This window comes from Desulfobulbus alkaliphilus, from assembly GCF_016918545.1.
In the GTDB taxonomy this organism is placed as follows: domain Bacteria; phylum Desulfobacterota; class Desulfobulbia; order Desulfobulbales; family Desulfobulbaceae; genus Desulfobulbus; species Desulfobulbus alkaliphilus.
Map to the genome: position 1 here is coordinate 16688 of NZ_JAFFQC010000004.1, position 12082 is coordinate 28769.

The 12082-nt window shown below is 57.7% G+C and carries 12 protein-coding genes; 11 read left to right on the forward strand and 1 reads right to left on the reverse strand.

Features of this window, described 5'->3' with window-relative positions; translation table 11 throughout:
- Positions 1–12: 12 nt before the first annotated feature.
- The 3 genes from JWG43_RS03180 to JWG43_RS20025 all read left to right on the forward strand — a co-directional run bounded on the left by JWG43_RS03180 (position 13) and on the right by JWG43_RS20025 (position 4502).
- Positions 13–2439 carry a glycoside hydrolase family 65 protein gene (locus tag JWG43_RS03180; protein ID WP_205241371.1) on the forward strand — a complete coding sequence of 809 codons (2427 nt, stop codon included), beginning with the start codon at positions 13–15 and terminating at the stop codon, positions 2437–2439.
- A gap of 255 nt (positions 2440–2694) precedes the next feature.
- Positions 2695–3693, forward strand: coding sequence for an amidoligase family protein (locus tag JWG43_RS03185; protein ID WP_205241372.1), 999 nt, complete (start codon positions 2695–2697; stop codon positions 3691–3693).
- On the forward strand, positions 3678–4502 hold the full coding sequence (locus tag JWG43_RS20025) for a gamma-glutamyl-gamma-aminobutyrate hydrolase family protein (RefSeq protein ID WP_371925145.1): 825 nt from the start codon (positions 3678–3680) through the stop codon (positions 4500–4502). The genes JWG43_RS03185 and JWG43_RS20025 overlap by 16 nt, the downstream gene beginning before the upstream one ends.
- 54 nt (positions 4503–4556) lie before the next feature.
- Here JWG43_RS20025 and nikR read toward each other — a convergent pair whose 3' ends face one another.
- On the reverse strand, positions 4557–4976 hold the full coding sequence (gene nikR, locus JWG43_RS03195) for a nickel-responsive transcriptional regulator NikR (RefSeq protein ID WP_205241513.1): 420 nt from the start codon (positions 4974–4976) through the stop codon (positions 4557–4559).
- A gap of 272 nt (positions 4977–5248) precedes the next feature.
- On the opposite strand from nikR, the gene JWG43_RS03200 reads away from it, so the two are divergent.
- From JWG43_RS03200 to JWG43_RS03235, 8 genes are all read left to right on the forward strand, one after another.
- On the forward strand, positions 5249–6007 hold the full coding sequence (locus JWG43_RS03200; RefSeq protein WP_205241374.1) for a hypothetical protein: 759 nt from the start codon (positions 5249–5251) through the stop codon (positions 6005–6007).
- Positions 5998–6513: a carboxypeptidase-like regulatory domain-containing protein gene (locus tag JWG43_RS03205; protein ID WP_205241375.1), complete on the forward strand. Its 516-nt coding sequence runs from the start codon at positions 5998–6000 to the stop codon at positions 6511–6513. The genes JWG43_RS03200 and JWG43_RS03205 overlap by 10 nt, the downstream gene beginning before the upstream one ends.
- Positions 6513–7154: a cobalt transporter CbiM gene (gene cbiM / locus JWG43_RS03210; protein WP_205241376.1), complete on the forward strand. Its 642-nt coding sequence runs from the start codon at positions 6513–6515 to the stop codon at positions 7152–7154. The genes JWG43_RS03205 and cbiM overlap by 1 nt, the downstream gene beginning before the upstream one ends.
- The gene (gene cbiQ, locus JWG43_RS03215) at positions 7151–7897 is read left to right on the forward strand and encodes a cobalt ECF transporter T component CbiQ (protein ID WP_205241377.1); all 747 of its coding nucleotides are present in this window, start codon (positions 7151–7153) and stop codon (positions 7895–7897) included. Before cbiM ends, cbiQ begins: the two co-directional genes overlap by 4 nt.
- 34 nt (positions 7898–7931) lie before the next feature.
- Positions 7932–8681 carry an energy-coupling factor ABC transporter ATP-binding protein gene (locus tag JWG43_RS03220; protein ID WP_240193356.1) on the forward strand — a complete coding sequence of 250 codons (750 nt, stop codon included), beginning with the start codon at positions 7932–7934 and terminating at the stop codon, positions 8679–8681.
- Between the two features lie 328 nt (positions 8682–9009).
- Positions 9010–9168, forward strand: coding sequence for a hypothetical protein (locus JWG43_RS03225; RefSeq protein WP_205241379.1), 159 nt, complete (start codon positions 9010–9012; stop codon positions 9166–9168).
- On the forward strand, positions 9165–11021 hold the full coding sequence (locus JWG43_RS03230) for a 2-oxoacid:acceptor oxidoreductase subunit alpha (protein WP_205241380.1): 1857 nt from the start codon (positions 9165–9167) through the stop codon (positions 11019–11021). The genes JWG43_RS03225 and JWG43_RS03230 overlap by 4 nt, the downstream gene beginning before the upstream one ends.
- Complete coding sequence (locus JWG43_RS03235) at positions 11018–12070, forward strand: 2-oxoacid:ferredoxin oxidoreductase subunit beta (RefSeq protein ID WP_205241381.1); 1053 nt, start codon at positions 11018–11020, stop codon at positions 12068–12070. The genes JWG43_RS03230 and JWG43_RS03235 overlap by 4 nt, the downstream gene beginning before the upstream one ends.
- Positions 12071–12082 lie beyond the last annotated feature (12 nt).

A 12082-nucleotide genomic window follows, 5' to 3' on the forward strand; every position in this document is an offset into this window, starting at 1 on the left:
GGAGAAAAAAGCATGCAGTACAGATCACAGGACAGGCGAAAAAAGGATCGACGCAACCAGGAACGCCGCAAACAGGCCAACCTGCCCCGCTATATATATCCGGGTGATGAATGGAAAATCATTGAAAAAGAATTCTGCCCAGAGAATATCGGCCAGATGGAATCTATTTTTGCCCTCAGCAATGGCTACCTGGGCATGCGCGGCACCTTCGAGGAAGGGCGGCCCTTTTATGATCATGGAACGCTCATCAACGGCTTTTATGAAAGTTGGCCGATCATCTACCCGGAACAGGCCTATGGCTTCGCCAAGACCGGCCAGACCATCGTCAATCTCCACGATTTCAAGATCATTCGCTTGTATGTGGATGACGAACACTTTTCCCTGATGACCGCTGATTTAAAATACTTCAATCGTACCCTGGACATGAAGGAGGGGATCCTGACCAGGGATATTGTCTGGGAAATGCCCTCGGGTAAACTGATCTCTATCAAATCGACCCGCTTGGTTTCATTTGAACATCGCCACCTGGCGGCCATCCACTATGAAGTGACAGTGCTGAACAGCAAGGCACCGGTGGTGATCGTCTCGGAAATCACCCCCCATCGGACCATCCGCGGCACCAGCGGTGATCCGAGGGATACCAAGGTTTTCAGAGAAAAAGTGCTGGATCCGCAATGCAACATCGTCGATGAGCTGCAGATTATTCTCGGATTCAAAACCCGCAACAGCCAGATGACCCTGGGATGCGGTTTCGATCATACCGTTGACAGCGAAACCCCCATTACCAGTGAAAATGAGGCCTCGAACGATGACGGCCGCATCATTTTTTCCGTGGATGCGCAACCGAATGTCCCTATACGGATCACCAAGTGGATAAGCTTTCACACCTCGCAGAAATCCGACCCTGGGGATCTCTGCAGGCGGGTCCAGTGGACTCTGGCCCGGGCGAAACAGGACGGATTCGAATCGGTTGTCCGCAGACAAAAACAGTTTCTCGACAAATTCTGGCGTAGCTGCGATGTACATATCAAGATCAATCAACAGCGAGGTATCCGCTCGTCAAAAGATTGGCAGCAGGCGGTGCACTGGAATCTGTTTCAGCTCTGTCAAGCGGCAAGCCGGACCGAGGGGACAGGTATCCCGGCCAAAGGCCTGACCGGGGACGGGTACGAAGGCCACTATTTCTGGGATATTGAGATTTATGTTCTCCCTTTTCTCATCTACACCAATCCCCGCATCGCCAGAAACCTGCTTCGCTTCCGCTACAATATGCTGGACAAGGCGAGACAACGGGCCCAGGATGTCAACCAGAGAGGCGCCCTGTTCCCCTGGCGGACCATCAATGGGGATGAGGCCTCGGCCTATTATGCCGCCGGCACCGCCCAATATCACATCAATGCCGATATCATGTTCGGCATGAAAAAATATGTGGAGGTCACCCGAGATTACGAATTTCTCTACCGGGAAGGGGCTGAAATGCTGGTGGAAACGGCACGCCTGTGGCTGGACCTCGGTTTCTATTCACAACGTAAAAACAACAAATTCTGCATCCATGGAGTGACCGGTCCAGATGAATACAATACCGTGGTCAACAACAACGCCTATACCAACCTCATGGCCCGGGAAAACCTCCGCTTCGCAGTGGCAACCATTGAGGAGCTGCATCATAAAGATGTGGAAACGTACCGAGACTTGCAGATTAAAACCGGTCTGGAAGCCACGGAAGTGGAAGAGTGGCGGCGGGCTGCCGATAACATGTACCTCCCCTATGACAAGGACCTTGGAATCCACCCCCAGGATGACAATTTTTTAGAAAAAAAAGAATGGGATATCGACGGCACGCCCCTGGAGAAATTTCCCCTGCTGCTCCATTATCATCCCCTGACCATCTACCGTCACCGGGTGATCAAGCAGGCAGATCTGGTCCTGGCCATGTTTCTGTTGGGCAACGAGTTTTCAATCGAAGAAAAAAGACGAAACTTCAAGTATTATGATCGACTCACCACCGGAGATTCTTCCCTGTCCATTGGTATCCAGAGCATTGTTGCCTCTGAAATCGGCAATCACCGCAAAGCAGAGGAGTATGCCCGGTTCGCGGTCCTGATGGATCTGGCCAACATCAACAACAATATCCGCCACGGTTGCCACATCGCTTCCATAGGGGCGGCATGGATGGTGCTGGTGTACGGGTTTGCCGGCATGCGGGATTACGGTGGTAAGATCACTTTCAATCCCAGGCTTCCCGACGGCTGCACCCAGTTGCGTTTCCGCCTGACCTTCAGAGGCAGCCTGATCGAGATCGAACTCCTTCCTGAAACCTCCGTCTATCGACTCCTGGAAGGCCCGGACCTCATCTTTCATCATCGGGATAAAGAAATTGAGCTGAGCCAGCAAAAACCTGAAATAGTATGCGCATCTGCCTGTGTGCTGCCGACCTGAACCGAAACGCTGCATGTGGCCCCGCTCAAGACCGGCTTGGCACCGCACAGGGAAGTTTGGTTCGCTGGTCTTAAGCCTGGCTTAACAGCGCAGGCAGGCTTTCATCCTTACCAGGAACAGAGAGTTCATCTTTCCTCATCATTTCAAGACCATACGAGACCCGCCAGCTTGTGATGCCGAGCCGCACCGCCAGCGGACCAACCACCCCGTGCAAGGCTCACGGAGCCAGACCGAACAAAACAAAGGAAGACGATTATGCCGCAATTCATCATGCCTGATCAAGTGCATACGCCCGCGGGCGATATCCGCCACGTTGGGATCGAACTGGAGATGGCCGGCCTGGACCTCATGGACATGGCCAAAGCCGTGGCAGTCGTTTTCGGCGGCCAGGTCACATCGAAAAATTCGTTTGAGATCGAGGTCACAAACTCCCGGTACGGGACCTTTCATATCGAACTGGATGCCAGTCTTCTTAAGGATCATGCCTACCTGGATTATCTCGCCAAAATAGGCATTGAACCGCAGGACCTGGAAGAGCAGAAAGATATCGAATCGACCCTGTCCCGACTGGCTCGAAGTGTCGTCCCCAGCGAAGTCGTCGCTCCGCCCATTCCGGTGACCGCACTGGCGGAAATGGATACACTACGCCAAAGGCTGCATCAGGCCGGCGCCAAAGGCACCCGGGCAGCATTGATTTACGCTTTTGGCGCCCAGTTCAACATCGAAACAGCCAGTGCAAGCGCTTCCTATTTTCGCGATATCCTGCGCGCCTATGTTCTGTTGCATGATCGGCTGTCCGAACGCGGCACCGTGGACATTGCCCGGAAGGTCGCGCCGTATATCCGCGCTTTTCCCGGTGAGTACATTCGGCTGATCCTGAGCGAAAACTACGCGCCCAGTCTGACCGACCTGATTGGGGACTATCTCCTCCACAATCCAACCCGCAACCGTCCCCTCGACATGCTGCCTCTCTTTGCGCATCTGGCCCATGATCAGGTGATGGCCGCTCCGGTGGAAACCCACCTGATCAAACCGCGCCCCACATTCCACTATCGATTACCGAATTGCCAGATAGACGAACCTGACTGGTCGCTGGACCAACCATGGAACGACTGGGTCATGGTGGAAAAACTGGCGGCGGATACAAAACGCCTGGCACAACACTGCCATACCTATCTCGAACAACCTGGAGAGATCGTGGCCGGCATGGTGGACGAGTGGATGAACAACCTTGGAAAATGGTTGAACACTTGAAGAGCCGCCGTCCATTGATCGGTATTACCGGACCGGACCACGGCGGCCTGGCGGCCTGGTGGTTCACCCGGATCGCCGTGTGGCGCGCCGGGGGACGAAGTGTGCGCATCACTCCGCAACACCCCCGATCCATCCATAATCTCAGCGGGCTGATTCTCGGTGGCGGCGCTGATGTCGCTCCGGACCTGTATGGAGCCAAGCTCCTGACTCCGGAGGAAATAACCGTGGGAGAACAGGGCTGGGTTCGCCGCGGCATTGCTTTCTTGGTTTTCCCACTCATGCTCCTCCTCCGACGGATTCTCACCACGCGCAACCCGGGCCTCAACAAGAATCGTGACCAACTGGAGCAAAAGCTGCTCCAGGAGGCATTGGCGCACGATATCCCCATCCTGGGCATTTGCCGCGGAGCACAACTGCTCAATGTGACCACAGGGGGGACTCTCCACCAGCATCTAGCCGGGTTTTACCAGGAGAGTCCAAACATACGCAGCCTGCTGCCGCGGAAAATCATTGCTGTCCAGCCCGAATCCCGCCTGGCGGACATACTCCGCTGTACAACATGCCGAATCAATGCCCTCCATGATCAGGCTATCCATCAGCCGGGAACCGCTGTGCGCATTGTGGCCACCGAAAGCAACGGTGTTATCCAGGCTATCGAATTAACGGATAAACACTTTGCCCTTGGCGTCCAATGGCATCCGGAATACCTGCCCCATCATCGCCGTCAGCAGCGACTGTTCAAAGCGTTGATCCAGGCAGCGAAAAGTAGCTCGCGGACAAGCGGGCCAGAAGACTCCCTGGGTCCGTGAAAAGTAGGAGAGCGCCTCAATCCTGGTGATCAGGGGCTCGATGCCGCGCACCGCCTATTTCAAATCCTTGCCCGTGGTTGTGGTGACCAGTTTCCCATGCTTGACCCCTTTGGTGCCGATGAGTTCGTCGGCAAGTCTTTGCACCTCACGGGCCGTACCGCGCACCACCGCCACCTCCAGACAGTTGTGGGCATCAAGGTGCACGTGGAGTACGGAAATGATGGCATGATGATGACTGTGCTGATGTTCGGTGAGTTTGTCGGCAAGATCACGGGTATGGTGATCATAGACCAGGGTAACCGTGCCGACGGTCTCCTCATCTTCCCGGGTCCATTGCCGTTCCACCAGTGCGTCACGCATCAAGTCTCGAACCGCTTCGCTACGATTCTGATATCCCTTTTCCCGGATCAATTCATCAAATTGTTGCAACAGACTCTCGTCAATGGAAACGCCAAAACGGACCGTTGTCGCCATAAAAACCTCTCTGTGTAAACGCTGACCGGTGGAGCGATGCCTGTCGATGGCGCAACAGGCTTTCGTTTCTCCGTATTTTCTAGTCACGCATTTTATACCGCACTTCTCTTGCCTGTCATCCATTTTCCGCATCAGCTTATTGACGACATCCTGCAAATTCCTTTGACAAACCCTGGATTATTATCTACTGTTGCTTCGTGTCACCAACCATTCAATCGTGCTACGCGCACCGGTTGTGCATCCCCCCGCACAACCGCACCAAGGAGAATTCCATGGGTCTTTGCAAACAGAGCATTTTTCGTTGTCTCTTCGGATGCCTGTTCATCTTCTCCATTATGGCGGCACCGGTTCAGGCCGGGACGCTGACCTTCTACGCCAGCGGTGAAGATCTAGCCACTGAAGGATTTCAAGCCCCCCGCCTGACCAAGGACGGCTGGGCCCTGACCTTCAGCCACATCTTCGTCACCCTGACGGACATCACCGCCTATCAGACCGATCCCCCCTATGATCCCAACCAGGGCGGCCCCATCCCCGGAAAGACTCAGGCCACATTACCAGGCGTCCATACCCTGGATCTGGTCATGAGCGCCCAGGAGGATGACCGGGTCCTGGTCGGCGCGGTCATGGATGCCCCCGCCGGGCACTACAATGCGCTTTCCTGGAAAATGACCAGGGCAACGGAAGGCATCCTGGCCGGCTATTCCATGGTCCTGACCGGCACGGCGGAAAAAGAGGGAGAAACCGTCCCGTTTCAGCTCTATTCCGAGGAAGAGCGAACCTATCGCTGCGGCGAGTATGTCGGCGACGAACGGAAAGGATTGCTGGCGGAGCAGGGGGAGGCCGACCTGGAGATAACCTTTCATCTCGACCATATCTTCGGCCGGGCCGACAAGCCCGCCGACGATCCGATGAACACCGAAGCTCCCGGCTTTGCCCCCTTCACCAATGGCGACGGCAAACAGACTCTGACTCTGCACGGCCTGCACATCGGTCATGCAGGGGAAGGACACTGCAACGTCGAATGGCACTGAAACGATCCCTTTACCAACATATCCGGCAGGTTGTACCGCTGAGGCAACGCCTGACCTTTGGCGGATTGCTCCTGCTCATTGCTCTGGCGAACGGGTTGAGTCTCTCTCTGCCCGTTCCGCTCCTGGCCCACGGTGCTCTGCTCAAGTATACCCATACCGCCGCTATCACTGTTCAGGCAGTCTACGATACCGGCCAATCCATGACAGGCGCGCAGATAACAGTTTATGCACCGGATAACCCGGCCCGCCCATGGCTGACCGGCATCAGCGATGCAGAGGGACGCTTCAGTTTCGTCCCCGACCCTGACCTTCCGGGGACCTGGAGTGTCCGGGCCAGGCATGCCGGACACGGGGCCATGGTACACATTCCCATCAACCCCGAGCAGCCGGAGCATAGCCTGAGAAAGCAGGGCTATACCGCCGGACAACGGGCTCTGATGGCGGCCAGTGTGGTCTGGGGATGCATTGGCACGGCGCTCTATTTTTCCAGGCGGAGAACATCCTGATGCACATCCCCGATGGCATCCTGCCCCTCCCCATCACCCTGGGCGGCTATGTACTGGCTGTGTCCGTGACCTGGGCCTGTCTCCACAGGATCAACCAGCGTGAGGACCCGCGGGAAGGTATCCCCAAAGCGGCTCTGCTCACTGCGGCCTTTTTTCTTGCCTCCCTCATTCATATCCCGCTGCCACCGGCCAGTGTCCACCTGGTTCTCAACGGCCTGCTTGGCATCCTGCTGGGTCCTTTTGCCTTTCCCGCCATCATCATCGGCTTGTTTTTCCAGGCGGTCATGTTTGGCCATGGGGGGTTGACCACCCTGGGTGTCAATGCCATCATTCTCGGAGGACCAGCCCTGGCGGCGGCTGCCCTGTTCAGCGTGCACACCCGGGTCAATGGTCCCTCTCCTGGAAAAGTGACCGCATTTGCTTTCCTGGCCGGCGTGGTCGCGGTGAGCTTTTCGGTGCTCCTCTTTGCCGCCTGCCTGTTGATCGGCATGCCCGCCCACATTGATGCGGTGGTGGAACGTTCCGCCCTCACGCTCCTGGTTTTGTCGCATATCCCGCTGATAGTCCTCGAAGGCCTGATCGTCGGCCTGGTAGCCGCTTTTCTCTTTCGGGTACGCCCGCACCTCCTGGAAGGTCTATGAGCCACCAAGACAACAGGCCCGATGCCGCCCTGCTGTACCGTTGGGATCCCCGTTTGCGAATCGTGGCCCTGCTGCTCCTGGCCTTTGCCTTTTCCTCGATCAAAGAACTGCACGCCATCCCGGCTATAACGGCCCTGACTCTGTTTTTCTGGGTGATCTCCGGCCTGCCGGCTCGAAGGCTGTGGCATCGGTTGCGATACCCTTCGCTTCTCATCGTGCTTTTGGCTGTGACCCTGCCTTTTGCCGGCGGTTCGACCCCGTTGCTCAACCTTGGCCCGCTGACCATGACCCAGGAAGGCCTGGAATCGGCCCTGCTCATCACTGCCCGGTTCTACGCCATCCTCATCCTGGCCCTTTGTTTTCTCGGCAGTACCCCGGTACACCAGACCATTCGGGCCTTTCAGGCGCTGGGCCTGCCGGGTATCATGGCGGATATAGCTCTGCTTATGGTACGATATCTGGAAGTTTTGGCTCAGGATCTGCAACGGATGCGCCGGTCCATGCAGGTCCGCGGATACCAGGGGCGGGCCTGTTCCTGGAAGACCATCCGGACAACGGCCCTGCTGACCGGCAACCTGCTGCTGCGCAGTTACGAACGGGCCGATGGTGTTTACAAGGCCATGCGTGTGCGCGGGTACGGCCACAAGAGACCCACTCGAGGCGGATTCTCCGCCACCATGGCCGACAAAGCAGCCATTGCCGCCGTGACCGTCATGGCCATAGGCTTGACCTGGTTCGGGTAAAACATAATTCCATAAACCTGTGATGCCGCCCTCCATGCCCCCTGCTGTCCAATTTTTCAACCTGGATTTTTCCTATCCGGACAAAACCGATGTGCTGCGCGACATCAGTCTCAGCATCTCTCCCGGGGAACGGGTCGGCCTGATTGGTCCCAACGGAGCGGGGAAAACCACCCTCTTCCTCCTTGCCTGCGGCCTGCTCAAGCCAACGAGCGGAGAAATCCGCCTGTTGGGACAACCGGTTGTCAAGGGCGGGTTCAACCCTGACATCGCCCTGGTTTTCCAGCGGTCCGACGACCAGCTCTTCTGTCCAACGGTCGGCGAGGATGTGGCTTTTGGCCCGGAGAACCAAGGCCTGACATCAAGGGAAGTCGACCTGCGTGTCCAGGAAGCTTTGACGGCTGTTGGTGGACAACACCTCTCTGCCCGTCCGGTGCATCACCTTTCCGAAGGAGAAAAACGCCTGGTCGCCATTGCCGGGGCCCTGGCGCTGCGACCTCGGATCGTCATTTTTGATGAACCAAGCGCCGGTCTCGATATCCGCGGCCGACGACGTCTGATCCCACTCCTGCAGCAATCGGCGCCGACAGTCCTGATCGCTTCCCATGACCTGGAACTCATCCTGGAAACCTGCACCCGGGTTCTGCTTATGGATATGGGGCAGATCATCGCCGACGGACTCCCCCGCGATATCATGAGCGATGAGGTTCTGATGACCGCCCACGGCCAGGAAAAACCCCATTCCCTGGTGCCGCATCAGGTTGCCCATCGACATACCGCTGCCTGAACAACTCAAGAGAGCCGCACTCTTTTGCCCAGCCATTCATGGATGGTGCAATTCCATGGTGGACAACGCTTCTCTCTTGTGAGCGGCCCAGGTATCCCTGGCCTGCCCAGACGGAGCTGTTGGCCATGGCCCCCAATGGGCAGGTAAGCAGTCGCGACTGTGCCGTGATGGCCACCCCGATTCCCTGGCTTTTGCCTGCCGCTCACCACGCAAAAAAATCCTGCCGCCTTTTTTTGTTTGTTTCGCCTGGATCTCCTTTTTTTTGTACAATGAACCAAATGTATTTGCAGCGGCCATCAACCATGTTTTCGCGCCAGGAGTTGTGCCTGTGAAACCCAAGGATATCGAAGATTCGCACTCTTTCCTCAAGGTGATCGACTGCCAGTACGTCTGTCCGCATTGCTCCATCTGCGCGGAACGCTGCCCGACCTCGGCCTGGAAGATGCGGAAATCCCTCTCTCATGCACCCCAGGCGGGACAACCATGACGTACCTGCACAGCATCAACGATTGTGTGATCCGTTTTGCCAACATCAACGGCTCCGGGTCGGCCAGTGCCAATAACCTCTTTGCCAGGGCGGTATTCCGCATGGGGGTGCCGGTCAGCCCGAAAAACATCTTTCCCTCCAACATTCAGGGCCTGCCGACCTGGTATGAGGTGCGGGTCAACGAACAGGGGTATCTGGGCCGACGCGGGGATTATGACCTGGTGGTGGCGGTCAACGGCAAGACTCTGCAGCAGGACTTTACCGGCCTGGCGCCGGGAGGGTATTTTCTCTTTGATTCTTCCCAGCCGCTGCCGGAGATGCTGCAGCGCAACGATGTCCGGGTGATCGGCATCCCCATGACCCTGCTCTGCAATGAACATGTGGAGAATCCGCGCCTGCGCCCCCTGCTCAGAAACATCCTCTACGTCGGGGCGCTGGCCTTTCTGCTCGACATGGAGTTGCCGGTCTTCAAAGATGCCCTGACCAGTCAGTTCGGCACAAAGGACAGCCTGGCGGCAACCAACATCCGTATCCTCGAACTTGGTTACACCCATGCCAGGGAGCACCACCCCGAGACCTGCCATCTCGCGGTACACCGCCGCGACCGGACCGGAGAGGCCATCATCATGGACGGCAATACGGCTACCGCCCTGGGAGCCCTGTATGGCGGGGCCACGGTGGTCGGCTGGTACCCCATCACCCCTGCCACCTCAATCATCGAAGCCTTTGGTCGCGCTGTCGAACAATACAGAAGGGAAGCGGACACCGGCCGGTTCACGGCCGCCATTGTCCAGGCGGAAGACGAACTGGCGGCGATCGGGATCGTTATCGGTGCCGCCTGGAACGGGGCCCGGGCCTTTACCGCCACCTCCGGGCCAGGCGTATCCCTGATGGCCGAATTTCTTGGCCTGGCTTATTTCGCGGAGATCCCGGCGGTGCTCATCAATGTCCAGCGGGCCGGGCCCTCCACCGGCATGCCCACCCGCACCCAGCAATCAGACCTTCTTGCCTGTGCCTATGCCTCCCACGGCGACACCAAAAATCCCCTACTCCTGCCCGCCGACCCAGATGAATGCTTCACCATGACCGCCGAGGCCTTTGATCTGGCGGACCGCCTGCAGACACCGGTGATCGTTCTCAGCGATCTTGATCTGGGCATGAACGATCATCTCTGCGCGCCCCTGACCTGGGACGATGAACGCCCCTACGACCGGGGCAAGGTGCTGGATGCCGAGCAACTGGACGCGCTGACCGTCCCATGGGGCCGGTATCTCGATGTCGACGGGGACGGCATCTGTTACCGAACCTATCCGGGAACCCATCCCACCAAGGGTGCCTATTTCACCCGGGGAACCTCCCGCAATGAGTATTCCGCCTACAGCGAAGACAGTGCCACGTACCAGCGCAACATGGAGCGCCTGCTGCTGAAATGGGAGACCGCCAAAAGCCTGATGCCCCGACCGGCGATCACTATCCATGACCCGGCTGCCCGTCTGGGGGCTCTTTTTTACGGCACCACCAGCGCAGCCGCTGTCGAGGTGCTCGACGGTCTCCGTGCCCGGGGACTGCCCATTAACACCTTGCGCCTGCGCGCCTTTCCCTTTCAACAGGAGGTGCTCGATTTCATCGCCCAACACGAACTTGTTCTTGTCATCGAACAGAACCGTGACGGTCAGATGCGCACCCTGCTGATCAACGAACTCAACCTGGAAGCCGGCAAGCTGGTGGCCATCACCTGCTTCGACGGCCTGCCCGTGGCCAGTCGTGCTCTTGCCCGGACCCTGGAAGCAGCCTTGAGCGAACGTGGCCTGATGCCGCCATCGTCCCTATCCGAGCAAGGAGACGTATCATGACCTTTTCCCGACCGACTTTCCGCCACCCTGATCTACCGCCCAACAGCGCCGGATTCCTCCGCCAGGACTATGAAGGGGCCGTTTCAACCCTGTGCGCCGGTTGCGGCCATGACTCAATCAGCAATGCCATTATTCAAGCCTGCTTCGAATTGGCGCTGCCACCGCACCGGATCGTCAAAATCTCCGGCATCGGCTGTTCCTCCAAGACGCCGGCTTATTATCTGGGCAGATCACACGGTTTCAACTCGGTACACGGCCGCATGCCGGCGGTTGCCACCGGGGCCAACATGGCCAACCGCGACCTGATCTACCTGGGGGTCTCCGGGGACGGCGATACCGCCTCCATCGGCATGGGGCAATTTGTCCATGCGGTGCGCCGCAACCTGCACATGCTCTACATCGTCATGAACAACGGCTGTTACGGTCTCACCAAGGGCCAGTATTCGGCCACCGCCGATAAAGGCTCCAGAAGCAGAAAAGGTGGAGTCAACCCCCTGGAATCCATCGACCTCTGTGAACTGGCCATTCAGCTGGGAGCGGGCTTTGTCGCTCGCAGCTTCTCCGGCGACAAACAGCAGCTGGTGCCCCTGCTCAAGGCCGGGTTATCCCACAGCGGTCTGTCCTTCATCGACGTTATCTCGCCCTGTGTGACCTTCAACAACAACCCCGAATCGACCAAAAGCTACCACTGGGTCCGGGAGCACAGCGAGGCGACCAATACCTTTGATTTCGTGCCCTTTCGCCAGACCATCACCACCGAGTACCCGGACGGGACAACCAAGGCCGTGACCCTGCACGACAACTCGACTATCTACCTGCATAAACCGCCTGAGGGCGCCGATGTCACCGACCGGCGGCAGGCCATCGATAACCTGGAAGACCACAAAGACAAGGGAGTCGTGCTCACCGGGGTGCTCTACATCAATCCGGAATCCGCCGACACCCACGAAATCCTCCACACCACGACAAGAGCGCTCAACAGCCTCACCAGGACCGACCTCTGCCCGGGAAGCGCCGCCCTGGAAGCCATCAACGCCAGGTACCGATGAATAAACAAGCGA